Source organism: Streptomyces changanensis (genome assembly GCF_024600715.1).
Classification (GTDB): Bacteria; Actinomycetota; Actinomycetes; order Streptomycetales; family Streptomycetaceae; genus Streptomyces; species Streptomyces changanensis.
The window spans coordinates 2,127,133-2,142,106 of the sequence record NZ_CP102332.1 but is presented as its reverse complement, the minus strand read 5'-3'; the positions used below and the strand labels follow the sequence as shown (position 1 = coordinate 2,142,106).

The following is a 14,974-nucleotide window of genomic DNA, read 5'->3' as shown; positions in this document are numbered from 1 at the left end:
GGGTGCGCCGAAAGGGGGAGGCCCCGGCGCGACGAGCGCCGGGGCCTCCCCCGTGGACGGTGCGAACGGGTCAGTCGTCGGCCTTGGCGGGCTTCGCGGCCGCCTCGGTCCCGCCGTTCCCGGCCCCCGGAGTGGCGGCGGGCGTGGGCTCGTCGGCCTTCGGCTCGGCGGCCTTCGCCTTGGGCTCGGCGGCCTTCGGCTCGGCGGCGGCCGGCGCGGCGGCGGGGACGCCGGCGGCGGCCGCGGCGGTCGCGGTGCCGGCGGTCATCCGCTGGTGGGCGTAGCCGAGCACGGCGAGGAAGATGACCAGGCCGCCCGTGTAGTACAGCTGCGTCCGGGTGCCCTCCTCGCGGGCCATCAGCAGGAACACCGCGGCGATGCCGGCGAGCGCGGCCCACGTCAGGTAGGGGTACGCCCACATCCGCACGGCCAGCCTCTCCGGCGCCTCCTGCTCCAGGCGGCGGCGCAGCACCAGCTGGGAGACGGCGATGAAGAACCAGACGACCAGGATGATGGCGCCGATCATGTTGAGCAGCCACATGAAGATGTCGTCCGGCCGCCAGTAGCTCAGCAGCACGCAGAGGAAGCCGAAGACCGAGGAGGTCAGCACCGCGACGCGCGGCACGCCGCCCGAGATCCTGCCGAGCCCCTTCGGGCCCTGGCCGCGCGCCACGAGGGAGCAGGCCATGCGGGAGGCGCCGTAGATGTTGGCGTTCATCGCGGAGAGCAGCGCGATGAGGACGACGACGTTCATGATCTCGCCGGCGGCCGGCAGGCCCAGGTGCTCCAGGGTGGCGACGTAGGAGCCGTTGGCGAGCGACTTGCTGTTCCACGGGATCAGCGTGACGATCACCGCCATGGAGCCGATGTAGAAGACCGCGATGCGCCACATCGCCGTGCGGACGGCCTTGGCGACGCCCTGCACGGGGTGCTCGGACTCGGCGGCGGCGATGGTGACGGTCTCCAGACCGCCGTACGCGAAGACGGAGGCGAGCAGGCCGACGATGAGGCCCTCGCTGCCGTTCGGCAGGAAGCCGCCCTGACCGGTCAGGTTCGTCATGCCGGGGGAGTCCGTGCCCGGGAGCAGGCCCAGGATGGCCAGCAGGCCGATGACGAGGAAGAGGGCGATGGCGCCGATCTTCAGCGCGGCGAACCAGAACTCGAACTCGCCGAAGTTCTTCACGGCGGCCAGGTTGGTCACACAGAAGACCAGCATGAACAGGGCGACCATCGACCACTCGGGCACACCCGGCAGCCAGCCGGTCACGATCTTCGCGGCGCCGATGGCCTCCAGGCCGACGGCCACGCACAGCAGGAACCAGAAGGCCCAGCCCGCGGTGAAGCCCGCCCACGGGCCGATGGCCCGCTCCGCGTGGACGGAGAAGGAGCCGGACGCCGGGTTGGCCGCCGACATCTCACCGAGCATGCGCATCACCAGCATGACGAGCAGGCCGGAGATCGCGTAGGCGACGACGATCGACGGGCCCGCGGCGGCGATGGCGGAACCCGAGCCGACGAAGAGGCCGGCGCCGATCACACCGCCGAGGGCGATCATCGACAGGTGGCGTTGCTTGAGCCCGTGCGTGAGCGGCACGTCGGTGACCGGCGTGCCGCCCTCGTGCGGGCTGTCGTCGACGGCGGCCGGTTCGGCGGGCGCGGAGGTCCGAGACATGGATGGGCCCTGTTCCGTATCGGGGGAGGTGGAAGGGACGCCACAGTGTCGATGCGGGCCCCGGCCACAGGGAACATGTTTCCGCTATACGGACACAGCGCTCACACATTGTGAAGCCCTGCCCACGGAAACATCACAAGCGGAGGGTGATCACCGGTTGTCCGGAAAGCGTCGTCATGCCCGCCGTGTCCGCCGTGACCGCCGCTCGCGCAGCAGCGCCACGGCCACCACGGCCGCCGTGGCGCCACTGGACCACAGCACCTGCGGACGGGTCGCGTCCTCCCGCAGCATCAGCACGAGCACCCCGGTCATCCCGGCCAGGGCCGCCCACGTCAGCCACGGGAAGCCCCACATGCGCAGCGTCAAGGACTCCGGCGACGCCGCCTCGATCCGGCGCCGCAGCCGCAGCTGCGACACCGCGATCAGCGCCCAGACGAAGAGCAGGACGGCCCCCACGGAGTTGAGCAGGTAGAGGAAAACGGAATCCGGCCACTTCAGGTTCAGCAGCACGGAGGCGAACCCGAACGCCACCGACGCCAGCACCGCCCGCCGCGGCACCCCGCCCGCCGACACCTCCAGCAGCCCCCGCGGCGCCTCCCCCCGCTCGGCGAGCGAGAAGACCATCCGCGACGCCCCGTACAGGTTGGCGTTGAGCGCCGACAGCAGGGCCACGAACACCACGACGTCCATCACCTGACCGGCCGCCGGCACCCCCACCGCGTCGAGCACCATGACGTACGGGCTGAGCCCCGGCCGCATCTGCGTCCACGGCAGCAGCGCCACGACGACCAGCATCGACCCCACGTAGAAGAAGAGGATCCGCCACACGGCGCTGCGCACCGCCCGCGCCACGTTGCGCGCCGGGTCGTCCGACTCGGCGGCGGCGATCGTCACCACCTCCAGGCCGCCGAAGGCGAACACCACGGCCAGGACCCCGGAGACCACCCCCGCCCAGCCGTTCGGCAGGAACCCGCCCTGCCCCGTGAGGTTCGTCATCCCCACCGGCTCGCGCCCCGGCAGCCAGCCCAGCACCGCCGCGACACCGATCAGCAGGAACGCGACGATCGCCGCGACCTTCAGGGCGGCGAACCAGAACTCCGCCTCGCCGAAGGTGCGGACGGCGGCCAGGTTCGCGGCGGTGAACACCACCATGAACAGCAGCACCCACCCCCACTGCGGCACCACCGGCAGCCACCCGGCCGCGATCCGCGCCGCGCCCGTCGCCTCCACCGCCAGCACCACCACCAACAGCAGCCAGTAGAGCCAGCCCACCGAGAACCCCGCCCAACGGCCCAGTGCCCGCTCGGCGTGCACCGAGAAGGCCCCCGACGCGGGCATCGCCGCCGACATCTCGCCCAGCATCCGCATCACCAGCGTCGCGAGCGCCCCGGCGATCAGGTACGACAGGACGATGCCCGGCCCGGCCACCGCGATCCCCGCGCCCGAACCGACGAACAGCCCGGCGCCGATCACCCCGCCCAGCCCGAGCATCGTCAGATGACGCCGTTTCAGCACGTGCGCCAGGGGCTCGGCGGGGGCGGTCACGGTGTCCTGCATGGCGCTGCGCACACTTTCCTCGTACGGCGGTACGGGCACCCGGCCCGCGTCTGCTTTGGTGAGACCCCACAGTCTCTCCGTAGAGCGCGGCTCCGCGCAAAAGGGACCGATCAACCGGCGCCCCTAGTGACACGCATCACGTCCATCGATGATTGAGGGCGGGTCTTTGTGTGAACTCCACCAACGGCAGGAGTGGGGCTTTGTCGTCGGCTGACGGTGATCGCCCGTTCACCCCTGGGCTACGGTCGGCCTGTCCCCCCGTCCCACCGTCCGCGGAGCACCGCGGAGTACCGGAGTCCCGATGAGCACTGCCGCCGCTGCCGCGCCCGCCCGTACCGGAACGGTCCTCGCCGACCTGCTCCCCGCCAGTCGCGTCCGCGACATCGCGCTCGTCGCCGGGGGCGCCGTCCTCACCGGTCTCGCCGCCCAGATCTCCCTGCCCGTGCCGGGCTCCCCGGTCCCGGTCTCCGGCCAGACCTTCGCCGCCCTCCTCGTCGGCACCGCGCTCGGCGCCCGCCGCGGCTTCCTCTCCCTCGCCCTCTACGCGCTCGCCGGCATGGCCGGCATGCCGTGGTTCGCCGAGGGCTCCGCCGGGTACGCCATGCCGACCCTCGGCTACATCCTCGGCATGCTCCTCGCCGCGACCGCCGTCGGCGCCCTCGCCCGCCGTGGCGCCGACCGCTCGGTCCTGCGCATGGCCGGCACGATGGCGCTCGGCTCCCTGATCATCTACGCGGTCGGCGTCCCCTACCTGGCCCTCGCGACCGGCATGCCGCTCTCGCGCGCCGTCGCCGTCGGCCTGCTGCCGTTCCTGATCGGCGACGCCCTCAAGGCCGCCCTCGCCATGGGCCTGCTGCCCACCGCCTGGCGGCTCGCCGGCCGCCGCGACTGACCCCGCGCACGGGGTGCCGCACCCGGCGCGCGCCGCCCCACCCACGACGAGAGGCCCTCCACCCGAGCGGGTGGAGGGCCTCTCGTGCGCCGCGGACGACGCTCAGACCTTCCGGGCGGTCCGGTGCCTGCGGTCCACGACCACCCCGACGGCCACGACGACCGCCGCCACCAGCACCGACAGCAGCACGACCCGCCGGTTGGCGTCGTCGAACAGCATGTAGACCAGCACGAACAGGATCATCGCGGCGGTCGCCCACGTCAGGTACGGGAAGCACCACATCTTGACGGTGACCCGCTCCGGGGCCTCCCGCATGAGGATGCCGCGCATCCGCAGCTGGGTCAGGCAGATCACCAGCCACACGAAAAGCGCTACCGCGCCCGAGGAGTTCAGCAGGAACGTGAAGACGGTGTCCTTGAACGCGTAGTTGAAGTACACCGCGACGAAGCCGAACGCGACCGACGCCCAGATCGCGACGGCCGGCACGCCCTTGCCGTTGACCCGCGCGAAGGACTTCGGCGCGTCACCGCGCTCGCCCAGCGAGAACGCCATGCGGGAGGCCGTGTAGAGGCCGGAGTTCAGGCAGGACAGCACGGCCGTCAGCACGATCACGTTCATGATCTGCCCGGCGTGCGGGATACCGATGGAGTCGAGCGCGGCGACGTACGAGCCCTTCTCGACGATCGACGCGTCGTTCCACGGCAGCAGCGTCAGCACGACGAAGATCGAACCCAGGTAGAAGACGCCGATGCGCCAGATGACGCTGTTGGTCGCCTTGGTCACCGCGCGGCGCGGGTCCTCCGACTCGCCCGCCGCCAGTGTGACGATCTCGCTGCCCATGAAGGAGAAGACCACCATCAGCACACCGGTGAGCACCGCCCCGGCGCCCTTGGGGAAGAACCCGCCGGTGTCCGTCAGGTGCGCCAGCCCCGCCCCTGGGTTGTCCGAGCCGGGCAGCAGTCCGAAGACCGCCAGCAGGCCGATGACGACGAAGCCGCCGATGGCCACGACCTTGACCCCGGCGAACCAGAACTCGAACTCGCCGTACGACGACACCGAGACGAGGTTGGTCGCGGTGAGCACGACCATCACGATCAGCGCCCAGCCCCACTGGGGAACGGCCGGGACCCAGCCCTCCAGGATCACGGCGCCCGCCGTCGCCTCGACGGCGAGGACCACGACCCAGAAGAACCAGTACAGCCAGCCGATCGAGAAGCCCGCCCAGCGGCCGAGGGCGCGCTCGGCGTAGGAGGAGAAGGAGCCGGAGTCCGGGCTGGCCGCGGCCATCTCGCCCAGCATCCGCATCACGAACACGACCATCACGCCGACGAGGGCGTACGACAGGAGGATGGCGGGCCCGGCCGCGGCGATGCCGCCGGACGAGCCGACGAACAGGCCGGCGCCGATCACGCCGCCGATGGCGATCATGGAGAGGTGGCGGTTCTTGAGACCCGCCTTGAGACCGTGTGAGGGCTGCGAAGTGCCGGGTTCCCCGGCCTTGTCGCCTTCCTTCACCAGGTTGGTCTGCGTGGTCATGGGCAGTTCCTTCAGTTCTCTGGGTGCTCGGGTCGCGAGCCCACGCATTGAACACTGCCCCCGTTCATGGTCGTAAGGCCCCGAGTCCGGATCGTTGTACGCGTCACGTCGCGGCCGCCCCCGGCGACCCCCGGAGGCCACCCTCCGTGTCCCCGTGTCACACTCGGAGCCATGCGCGTGTACCTCGGCTCGGACCATGCCGGCTACGAACTCAAGAACCACCTCGTCGAGTGGCTGAAGGCCCACGGCCATGAGCCCGTCGACTGCGGACCCCACATCTACGACGCCCAGGACGACTACCCGCCGTTCTGCCTGCGGGCCGCGGAGCGGACGGCGGCCGACCCGGACGCCCTCGGCGTCGTCATCGGCGGCTCGGGCAACGGCGAGCAGATCGCCGCGAACAAGGTGAAGGGCGTCCGTGCCGCCCTGGCGTGGAGCGAGCAGACCGCCGCCCTGGGCCGCGAGCACAACGACGCCAACGTCATCGCCGTCGGCGCCCGGATGCACTCCACGGACGAGGCCACCAAGTTCGTCGAGGTCTTCCTCGCCACGCCGTACTCCGGCGACGAGCGCCACACGCGCCGCATCGACATGCTGGCCGCGTACGAGACGACCGGCGAGCTCCCCCCGATCCCGGCCCACCACCCGCGGCAGGACTGACCTTGCCCGAAGGGCACACGATCCACCGGCTGGCCGTCGACCACCGCGAGCGGTTCGGCGGCCGGCCCGTGCGGGTGAGCAGCCCGCAGGGCAAGTTCTCGGACGCCGCGGCCCTCCTGGACGGCTCCGTGCTGCGCACCGCCGAAGCCCACGGCAAGCATCTCTTCCTCGGCTTCGGCCCCGAGGAGTGGGTCCACATCCACCTCGGTCTCTTCGGCAAGGTCGCCTTCGGCCCGGCCCCCGCGCCGCCGCCCACCGACACGGTGCGCCTGCGGATCGCCGACGCCGACGCCTACGTCGACCTGCGCGGCCCCACGACCTGCGCCCTCGTCACGGAGCCCGAGAAGCAGGCGGTCCACGACCGGCTCGGCCCCGACCCGCTGCGGCCCGGCGACGACCCGGACCGGGCGTGGCGCCGGATCTCGCGGTCCCGCACGACCGTCGCCGCCCTCCTCATGGACCAGAAGGTCGTCGCGGGCGTCGGCAACGTCTACCGGGCCGAGGTGCTGTTCCGGCACGGCATCGACCCGTACCGCGCCGGCCGCGACCTCCGCCGCGAGGAGTGGACCGCGCTCTGGCAGGACCTCGTGGCGCTGATGCGCGAGGGCGTCCGCCACAACCGCATCGACACGGTCCGCCCGGAGCACACCCCCGAGGCGATGGGCCGCCCGCCGCGCGTCGACGACCACGGCGGCGAGGTGTACGTCTACCGCCGGGCCGGGCAGCCCTGCCACGTCTGCGGCGGGGAGGTCCGCGCCGCCGGCCTCGCCGCCCGCAACCTCTTCTGGTGCCCCACCTGCCAGCCCGCCTGATCCCCCACCGGCCCACCCGCGCCGCCCGGGCACTGCGACCCGCGTCCCCCGCCTGAGCGGCCCGGCCGGCCTGAGCGGCCCGGCCCCGCCGGAGCCGCCCGGCCGGCAAGCCCCTCCAGGCCCCGCCCGGGCCCCGGCCCCGCCTGTGCCCCCGGTCCCGCCTGTGCCCCCGGTCCCGCCTGTGCCCCCGGTCCCGCCTGTGCCCCCGGTCCCGCCCGGGCCGGCCGCCCCCGGACGCCCGCCGGGTGCCGCCCGGTCCACCGGCACCGCCCGACCTGCCCGAGCCGCCGCCCGGCGCCGTACGCCATCCGTACCCGGCGGCGTGCCCGGGGTGGGCCGCCGGGCGGCGTGCGCGGCTGCGTAGACGGGCGCCCACCGCGGTCCGGCTACGGTGCCGCGCCGGTGCCGCCACCGGCGCGGGGCCGACCGGGGCCCGCACCGGCCGTCCGCGCCGGACCGTCCAGCCACCGCCGCGCCATCGGGACGAGGGCGGAGCACCTCCCCGGCCCGCCCCGGAGCCGTCCCGTACCGGGCATATGCCAGGCGTACGGGCCCCTCCCGCGCCGCGGGGACCGATTTCGAACGCAATGTCACGGGGGTCCCCCTGCGCGCCGCCCACCCGGGTGGATAGGGTCCAGGCCAATGGCTCGTAGCGCACAGCGGATCGCCGCGTACACGGCCCGGTACCGCAAGGCGGCCCACCGGGTCCGCGTCGCGCTGCGCAAGTCCGCCGTCGACTACTTCCGCGGCGACGGCTCCGACTGGATCGCCCTCGCCGGCCTCTTCCTCACCATCCCGGCGATCCTGTTCGCCACCCTCGCCACCCCCGTGTGGTGCGCGCCGGAGACCCTCGTCCTGCCGATCGTCGCCGGCGGCCTGCTGCTGCGCCCCGCCAGCCTGCTGGGGCTCTACGCCGCTGCCGCCGCCGCGCTGATCGTAGAGTCGGCCGTCCTCGGCCCGTACACCGAGGGCGCCGCCCGGGTCACCCCCGGCACGGTCCTCGTCGTCGCGGCGTGCGGCCTCTTCGGGCTGCTGATCGCCCAGTTCCGGGCCCGCGTCGGCGTGCCCTGGCGGCGCGGCGGCACCATGCTCTTCGACCTGCGCGAACGCATCCGCGTCCAGAGCGCGCTGCCGCCGCTGCCCGCCGGCTGGCACCGCGAGATGGCGCTGCGGCCGGCCGGCGGCCAGTCGTTCTCCGGCGACTTCGTCGTCGCCGCGCGCACCCACGGCGGCCGCACGCTGGAGGTCGTCCTCACCGACGTCTCCGGCAAGGGGATGGACGCCGGATCCCGCGCCCTGCTGCTCTCCGGCGCCTTCGGCGGCCTCCTCGGCTCCCTCCCGCCGCACGGCTTCCTCCCGGCCGCCAACGGCTACCTGCTCCGCCAGGACTGGGACGAGGGGTTCGCCACCTCCATCCACCTCGTCCTCGACCTGGAGTCCGGCGACTACGAACTGCTCTCCGCCGGCCACCTCCCCGCCCTCCAGCTCCACGCGGGCAGCGGCCGCTGGGAGGAGAAGGCCGCCGACGGGCCGCTGCTCGGCGTGTACGACGGCGCCGAGTTCCACGGCCTCAAGGGCAGCCTGCGCCCCGGGGACGTGCTGATGCTCTTCACCGACGGTCTCGTCGAGGCGGCCGACCGCGACATCGCCGAGGGCATCGACCGGCTCACCGGCGAGGCGGACCGGTACGTCACCTCCGGCTTCCGCGGCGCGGCCTGGCACCTGATCGAGGCGTGCGCCAAGGACGTCAACGACGACCGGGCACTGCTGATCGTCTCCCGCGACGCCTGAGCCCCGCGCCCCCGGTCCGTACCCCGCACCCCGTCCGTACCCCGCACGCCGTCCGGGGCACCCGTCGGGCCCGGCCTCCCGTCGGCGTACAGTCGCCGCCATGCCGCACCTCTCGCTCCCGCAGGTCGAAGCCCTCGCGCGCCGCGCCCACGCCGGGCAGAAGGACAAGGCGGGACGGCCCTACGCCGAGCACCTGCGGGCCGTCGCGGACGGCGTCCGGGCAGGCGGCGGTACCGACGGGCAGGTCGCCGCGGCCTGGCTGCACGACGCGGTCGAGGACGACGCGCTGACGGCCGAGTGGCTGGCGGCCGCGGCGCTGCCGCAGGAGGTCAAGGACATCGTCCTCGCGCTGACCAAGCACCCCGGCGAGGACCCGGCCCGCTACGCCGCCCGGATCCTCGCCGTGCCGGGCGCCCGCCTCGTCAAGGAGGCCGACCTCGCGCACAACGCCGACCCGGACCGGCTCGCCGCCCTGGACGCGCCGACCCGCGACCGGCTGACCGCCAAGTACGCGCACATGCGGCGGCTCCTCGGCCTCACGGCCGGCTGACCGCCCCGGCGCAGGCCGCCACCGCCCGCTCCGGCCCGCCGGCCCCGTGCGCCCGCGACCCGCCGGGGGCCCCGCCGTCGCCCGCCCGGGGCCCTGCGCCGCCCGCCCCGCCGGCGTCCGTCCCCGCCGCGGCGGCGGCCGGGGGCGTACGGCGGAACGCCCACTCCAGGCGCGGTTCGACCGCCCACCGCAGCGCCCGCCGCACGGGCGGGGTGCACATCAGCGTCACGCCGGCGGCGGCCGCCACCGTCAGACCGACCCGCCCGGCCGGCGTGGCCAGCACCTCGTAGGCGTCGACGAGCCGCCAGTACTGGAGGGCCTTCACCGCGAATCCGTGCAGCAGGTAGCCGCAGACGCTGCCCGCCCCGAGGACCGTGAACCAGGTCCGCCGCGCCGGCACCCACGCCAGGAACGCCGCCGTCAGCACCAGCGCGCACGCGCCGAGGGCGACCGTCGCCACCGGCCCCGCCCACCACGCGGCGTCGAGCTCCTGGGCGCTCGTGTTCCGGTAGAACCAGCCCATCCGCACGTGCGGGGCCACCGCGTACGCCACGACCGGCGCGATCACCGCGAGCACCCCGGCCGCCACCCGCACCGCCCGCCGCCGCAGCAGCCGGAAGTGCTCCTCGCGCAGGCACAGCCCCAGCACGAAGAACGGCAGGAACTGCAGCACCCGCTGGAGGTCCAGGTCCGCCGCGATGCGCGGGGTCAGCGAGGCGAGCGCGGCGACGGCCACCGCGACCGGCAGGGGGTGGCGCAGGGCCCGCCACAGCGGCGCGGAGAGCCGCCAGACGAAGAGCGCCACCAGGAACCACGTGAGGTAGAAGGGGTCGGTCAGCGAGAAGGCCGTCCCCGGCGCGTCCTCGGCCCAGCGCCGGTAGAGCGTGTACGCGACCTCGAAGACCAGGTACGGCACGGCGACGCCGGAGACGAGCCTGCGCAGCTGGTCGGGACGGCAGGTGAAGCCGCGCGAGAAGTATCCGGAGATGATCACGAACGCCGGCATGTGGAAGGCGTAGACGAGCATGTAGAGCGCCCGCGTCGCGCGGCTGCCCTCCATGACCGGCTCCCAGGCGTGGCCCACCGCGACGAGCACGATCGCCAGGTACTTGGCGTTGTCGAAGTAGGCGTCCCGCTGACTGTGTTCTGCGTGGCGTGGCTGGAACATCCGAGGCACCATAGCCGCGCCCCGCGGCCTCCCGAAAAATTCGGGAAATCGATCACCACGCGGAGCGCACCGCCCGACTTGCCACCATAAATCCGTGACAAAGGGCGCGATTCTCCCCGCCGTCCATGGCCGGAGAACACCCCGGTCGGCACTCGTGCGGATTTCCTGTGGCGGACTCGCGGGCGCTTGGGGAGGATTCCCGCGCATTCCGTCGCGGAATTCCCGTACCTCCGTACGCCGCCCGGGTCCACCCGGCCCGGTGGCCCGCCCGCGCTTTCCACGATCCGTCACGGGGCAGCATGAAACGGGCCGTTGGTGGCACGATGGTCGACGGGCGGGGGAGTGCCGGGCCGTGTGCCCCCCGGGCCGTGCTGGCGGACCGACCGAGGGGTGAACTGGTGGCTATTTCGCTGTCCGTGGTGCTGCTGTTGGCGATCGTCCTGGTCGTGATGATCCGCAGCGGTTCGATCAAGGCGGGACCCGCCGTGGTCGCCGCGCTCTTCGGCTTCTTCCTGGCGTCCTCGGGCCTCGGGCCCACCATCACCAAGGTGCTGAACGAGATAGCCGCGTCCATCAGCAAGATCAACTTCTAGGCGGGAGCCGGCGTCTTCCGGCCATACCGGCCCGCCCGGGCGGCGCCCCGGCGGGCGACCCGGGCACGCCCTGCGCGCGGCCCGCGACGCGCACGCCCTGCGCCCGACTCGTGGGTGACCGGGGGAACGACTCCGGCCCGGCCGGGACCCGAGGGTCCCGGCCGGGCCGGAGTGCCGTGGAGCGGGCGACGGGAATCGAACCCGCGTAGCTAGTTTGGAAGACTAGGGCTCTACCATTGAGCTACGCCCGCGAGCGGCGCACCGCGCGCGTCACCACTGGAGCGACGGCCGCGGCACGTAGTGCATCGTAGCGGGTCCGCGGCCCCCGTCGCACACCGCTATATGTGCCGACGCAGCGCCCGCGGGCATGTACCCTACGTGTCGCACCGACGGGGTGTGGCGCAGCTTGGTAGCGCGTCCGCTTTGGGAGCGGAAGGCCGTGGGTTCAAATCCCGCCACCCCGACCACACACACCCCTCCGCGCGCACGCGACCACCCCCGTGCGCGCAGGCGACGCAAATCAAGATCACGTTGTGGGGCGGCTACTGCTTGCGGTTACTATGCAAGCTGCGTGCCCGTGTGTCTCTCTGACCGGGCCGATCCGCTGGGACGCCGCAGTCAGCGCCCAGCTGAAACCCAGAACAGCCACCAAGGAGACCGAACCGTGAAGAGCGCCGTGGAGACCCTGAACCCGACCCGGGTTCGGCTCACTGTCGAGGTGCCCTTCGAGGAGCTCAAGGCCAGCCTCGACGCGGCGTACAAGAAGATCAACCAGCAGGTCACGGTCAAGGGCTTCCGTAAGGGCAAGATCCCGGCCCGGGTCATCGACCAGCGGTTCGGCCGTGGTGCGGTGCTGGAGGAGGCCGTCAACGACGCCCTGCCGAAGCTCTACACCGAGGCGGTCAACGAGGCGGACGTCAACCCGCTGGGCCAGCCCGAGGTCGACATCACCGAGCTGAAGGACGGCGAGCTGCTGGCCTTCACCGCCGAGGTCGACATCCGCCCGGCGATCGAGATCCCGGACTACTCCGGCATCGAGGTCACCGTCGACGCGGTCGAGGTCGATGACGAGGACGTCGAGAAGTCGGTCGAGCAGCTGCGCGAGCGCTTCGCGTCCACCTCCCCGGTCGAGCGCGCCGCCGCCGAGGGCGACGTCGTGACGATCGACCTGCGGGCCGAGGTCGACGGCGAGGTCCTGGCCGACGGCGTCGCCGAGGGCGTGCAGTACACCATCGGCTCCGACGAGCTGCTCGACGGCATCGACGAGGCCGTGACCGGCCTGGAGGCCGGTGGCGAGGCCACCTTCACCTCCACGCTGAAGGGCGGCTCCGCCGAGGGCAAGGAGGCGCAGGTCACCGTCAAGGTCACCACCGTCGCCGCCCGCGAGCTCCCCGAGCTGGACGACGAGTTCGCCCAGATGGCGAGCGAGTTCGACACCCTCGACGAGCTCAAGGCCGACAGCCGCAAGCGCCTCGAGAACATGAAGCAGTACGACCAGGCCACGCAGGCGCAGGAGCGCGTCCTGGACGAGCTGCTGAAGCTGGTCGAGGTCCCGATCCCCGAGAAGCTCCTCGAGGACGAGGTCAACACCCGCAAGCACAACCTGGAGCACCACCAGCTCGGCCAGATGGGCCTCACGCTGGAGAAGTACCTGGAGCTCCAGGGCAAGACGGTCGAGGAGTTCGACGCCGAGACCAAGGAGCAGGCGGTCAAGGGCATCAAGACCCAGTTCATCCTCGACGAGCTCGTCTCCCGCGAGAAGCTCAACGTCAACCAGGAAGAGCTGACCGAGCACCTGATGCGCCGCGCCGCGTCCTCCGGCATGAGCCCGGACCAGTTCGCGCAGGCCGTCGTCGAGGGCAACCAGGTCCCGATGCTCGTCGGCGAGGTCGCCCGCGGCAAGGCCCTGGCCCTGGTCGTCGAGTCCGCCAAGGTCGTCGACACCGAGGGCGAGCCCGTCGTCCTGGACGACGACTCCGACGACACGGACGAGGTGGAGGAGGCGGCCGAGGCCGCCGACACCACCGAGGAGAAGACCGAGGCCTGAGCGGCCTCGCCCTGAGCTCCGCGGCGGGCTCCGGACGCTTCGCGCGCCCGGGGCCCGCCGCCGTACTCACGGAACCTTGCGCTCCCAGCGAACAGTTCGGGAACCGGGATGGCGCCCGCCCACCTGCGCGTTAGGGTCCATGAAGACGAGGGCAGGGGAGTACCCGCCCCCAGTACGACAGACGCTGAGACGGCCGCCGCGGCCGTCGGAGACGAGCAGGTGGATACGTGACGAATCTGAAGCCTTACGCCGCGGGTGAGCCGTCCATCGGTGGTGGCCTCGGCGACCATGTCTACAACCGGCTGCTCGGCGAGCGGATCATCTTCCTCGGCCAGCAGGTCGACGACGACATCGCCAACAAGATCACCGCCCAGATGCTCCTCCTGGCCGCCGACCCGGACAAGGACGTCTACCTGTACATCAACAGCCCCGGCGGTTCGGTCACGGCCGGCATGGCGATCTACGACACCATGCAGTACATCCCGAACGACGTGGTCACGATCGGCATGGGCATGGCCGCGTCGATGGGGCAGTTCCTGCTCACCGGCGGCGCGACGGGCAAGCGCTTCGCCCTGCCGAACACCGACATCCTGATGCACCAGGGCTCCGCCGGCATCGGCGGCACCGCCTCCGACATCAAGATCCAGGCCGAGTACCTGCTCCGCACGAAGCGCCGCATGGCCGAGATCACCGCGCGGCACTCGGGCCAGACCGTCGAGACGATCATCCGCGACGGTGACCGCGACCGCTGGTTCACCGCGGAGGAGGCCAAGGACTACGGCCTGATCGACGAGATCATCTCCGCCGCCTCGGGCGTTCCGGGCGGTGGCGGCACCGGCGCCTGAGCGGCCGCCCCGCCTCCGTCCCCCAGCCCCAGCCCGTCGAACGCCACCAGGATGGTGAACACCCCATGAGCAACTTCTCCGCGAGCGGCCTCTACACCGGCCCGCAGGTGGACAGCCGCTACGTCGTCCCGCGCTTCGTCGAGCGCACCTCCCAGGGCGTGCGCGAGTACGACCCGTACGCCAAGCTCTTCGAGGAGCGCGTGATCTTCCTCGGCGTGCAGATCGACGACGCCTCCGCCAACGACGTCATGGCGCAGCTGCTGTGCCTGGAGTCGATGGACCCCGACCGGGACATCTCGGTCTACATCAACAGCCCCGGCGGCTCCTTCACGGCGCTGACGGCGATCTACGACACGATGCAGTTCGTGAAGCCGGACATCCAGACGGTCTGCATGGGCCAGGCGGCCTCCGCCGCGGCCGTCCTGCTGGCCGCCGGCACGCCGGGCAAGCGCATGGCGCTGCCCAACGCCCGCGTGCTGATCCACCAGCCGTCCGGCGGCACCGGCCGCGAGCAGCTCTCCGACCTGGAGATCGCGGCCAACGAGATCCTCCGCATGCGCACGCAGCTGGAGGAGATGCTGGCCAAGCACTCCAGCACCCCGATCGAGAAGATCCGTGACGACATCGAGCGTGACAAGATCCTCACGGCCGAGGACGCCCTGGCGTACGGCCTGATCGACCAGATCGTCTCGACCCGCAAGAGCACGGCGGCCGCGGCGGCCTGACGCTCGACCTTCCCTTGGCGCGGCCCGCCGCGGACACCCGTCCGCGCCAACCGTGCCAAGGGGGGCCCGAACGGGGGGCCCGGCAAGGTACCGTCGGATATGAGGCACCAGGAGTCGGCTGCGAAC

Annotated in this window: 13 protein-coding genes and 2 tRNA genes; 10 read left to right on the top strand and 5 right to left on the bottom strand. The window is 72.5% G+C overall.

The genetic code is table 11. The features are described 5' to 3' along the window. Window positions 1-70: 70 nt before the first annotated feature. Together NRO40_RS09550 and NRO40_RS09545 are read right to left on the bottom strand one after the other, a co-directional pair. On the bottom strand, window positions 71-1,672 hold the full coding sequence (locus tag NRO40_RS09550; RefSeq protein ID WP_079047361.1) for an amino acid permease: 1,602 nt from the start codon (window positions 1,670-1,672) through the stop codon (window positions 71-73). A gap of 174 nt (window positions 1,673-1,846) precedes the next feature. Continuing rightward, complete coding sequence (locus NRO40_RS09545; protein WP_058944238.1) at window positions 1,847-3,229, bottom strand: amino acid permease; 1,383 nt, start codon at window positions 3,227-3,229, stop codon at window positions 1,847-1,849. Between the two features lie 301 nt (window positions 3,230-3,530). Here NRO40_RS09545 and NRO40_RS09540 point away from each other — a divergent pair, with 301 nt between their 5' ends. Next, window positions 3,531-4,121 carry a biotin transporter BioY gene (locus NRO40_RS09540; RefSeq protein WP_058944237.1) on the top strand — a complete coding sequence of 197 codons (591 nt, stop codon included), beginning with the start codon at window positions 3,531-3,533 and terminating at the stop codon, window positions 4,119-4,121. 102 nt (window positions 4,122-4,223) lie between these two features. On the opposite strand, the gene NRO40_RS09535 is transcribed toward NRO40_RS09540, so the two are convergent. Further along, window positions 4,224-5,657 carry an amino acid permease gene (locus NRO40_RS09535; protein WP_058944236.1) on the bottom strand — a complete coding sequence of 478 codons (1,434 nt, stop codon included), beginning with the start codon at window positions 5,655-5,657 and terminating at the stop codon, window positions 4,224-4,226. 171 nt (window positions 5,658-5,828) lie between these two features. Between NRO40_RS09535 and NRO40_RS09530 the strand changes: the two genes are divergently transcribed. The 4 genes from NRO40_RS09530 to NRO40_RS09515 all read left to right on the top strand — a co-directional run bounded on the left by NRO40_RS09530 (window position 5,829) and on the right by NRO40_RS09515 (window position 9,470). After that, window positions 5,829-6,317 carry a ribose-5-phosphate isomerase gene (locus NRO40_RS09530; RefSeq protein WP_058944235.1) on the top strand — a complete coding sequence of 163 codons (489 nt, stop codon included), beginning with the start codon at window positions 5,829-5,831 and terminating at the stop codon, window positions 6,315-6,317. Between the two features lie 2 nt (window positions 6,318-6,319). Continuing rightward, window positions 6,320-7,129, top strand: a complete 810-nt coding sequence (locus tag NRO40_RS09525; RefSeq protein WP_058944234.1) for an Fpg/Nei family DNA glycosylase — start codon at window positions 6,320-6,322, stop codon at window positions 7,127-7,129. A gap of 642 nt (window positions 7,130-7,771) precedes the next feature. Continuing rightward, window positions 7,772-8,920, top strand: coding sequence for a PP2C family protein-serine/threonine phosphatase (locus tag NRO40_RS09520; RefSeq protein ID WP_058944233.1), 1,149 nt, complete (start codon window positions 7,772-7,774; stop codon window positions 8,918-8,920). A gap of 100 nt (window positions 8,921-9,020) precedes the next feature. After that, on the top strand, window positions 9,021-9,470 hold the full coding sequence (locus NRO40_RS09515; protein ID WP_058944232.1) for an HD domain-containing protein: 450 nt from the start codon (window positions 9,021-9,023) through the stop codon (window positions 9,468-9,470). Here NRO40_RS09515 and NRO40_RS09510 read toward each other — a convergent pair. Next, window positions 9,457-10,650, bottom strand: coding sequence for an acyltransferase family protein (locus tag NRO40_RS09510; RefSeq protein ID WP_408056987.1), 1,194 nt, complete (start codon window positions 10,648-10,650; stop codon window positions 9,457-9,459). The two genes, NRO40_RS09515 and NRO40_RS09510, sit on opposite strands and share 14 nt — an antisense overlap. Before the next feature lie 386 nt (window positions 10,651-11,036). Here NRO40_RS09510 and NRO40_RS09505 point away from each other — a divergent pair, with 386 nt between their 5' ends. Next, window positions 11,037-11,231 carry a hypothetical protein gene (locus NRO40_RS09505; protein ID WP_079047547.1) on the top strand — a complete coding sequence of 65 codons (195 nt, stop codon included), beginning with the start codon at window positions 11,037-11,039 and terminating at the stop codon, window positions 11,229-11,231. Between the two features lie 177 nt (window positions 11,232-11,408). On the opposite strand, the gene NRO40_RS09500 is transcribed toward NRO40_RS09505, so the two are convergent. Next, window positions 11,409-11,482 (bottom strand) — tRNA-Gly (locus tag NRO40_RS09500). A gap of 139 nt (window positions 11,483-11,621) precedes the next feature. Between NRO40_RS09500 and NRO40_RS09495 the strand changes: the two genes are divergently transcribed. From NRO40_RS09495 to NRO40_RS09480, 4 genes are all read left to right on the top strand, one after another. Then, a tRNA-Pro gene (locus NRO40_RS09495) sits at window positions 11,622-11,698 on the top strand. 197 nt (window positions 11,699-11,895) lie between these two features. Beyond that, a complete protein-coding gene (tig, locus tag NRO40_RS09490; RefSeq protein WP_058945379.1) occupies window positions 11,896-13,278 on the top strand; it encodes a trigger factor in 1,383 nt (460 codons plus the stop codon). 227 nt (window positions 13,279-13,505) lie between these two features. Continuing rightward, complete coding sequence (locus tag NRO40_RS09485; RefSeq protein WP_058945380.1) at window positions 13,506-14,123, top strand: ATP-dependent Clp protease proteolytic subunit; 618 nt, start codon at window positions 13,506-13,508, stop codon at window positions 14,121-14,123. Window positions 14,124-14,188: 65 nt separating this feature from the next. Then, complete coding sequence (locus NRO40_RS09480; protein ID WP_058945381.1) at window positions 14,189-14,848, top strand: ATP-dependent Clp protease proteolytic subunit; 660 nt, start codon at window positions 14,189-14,191, stop codon at window positions 14,846-14,848. Window positions 14,849-14,974: the final 126 nt, after the last annotated feature.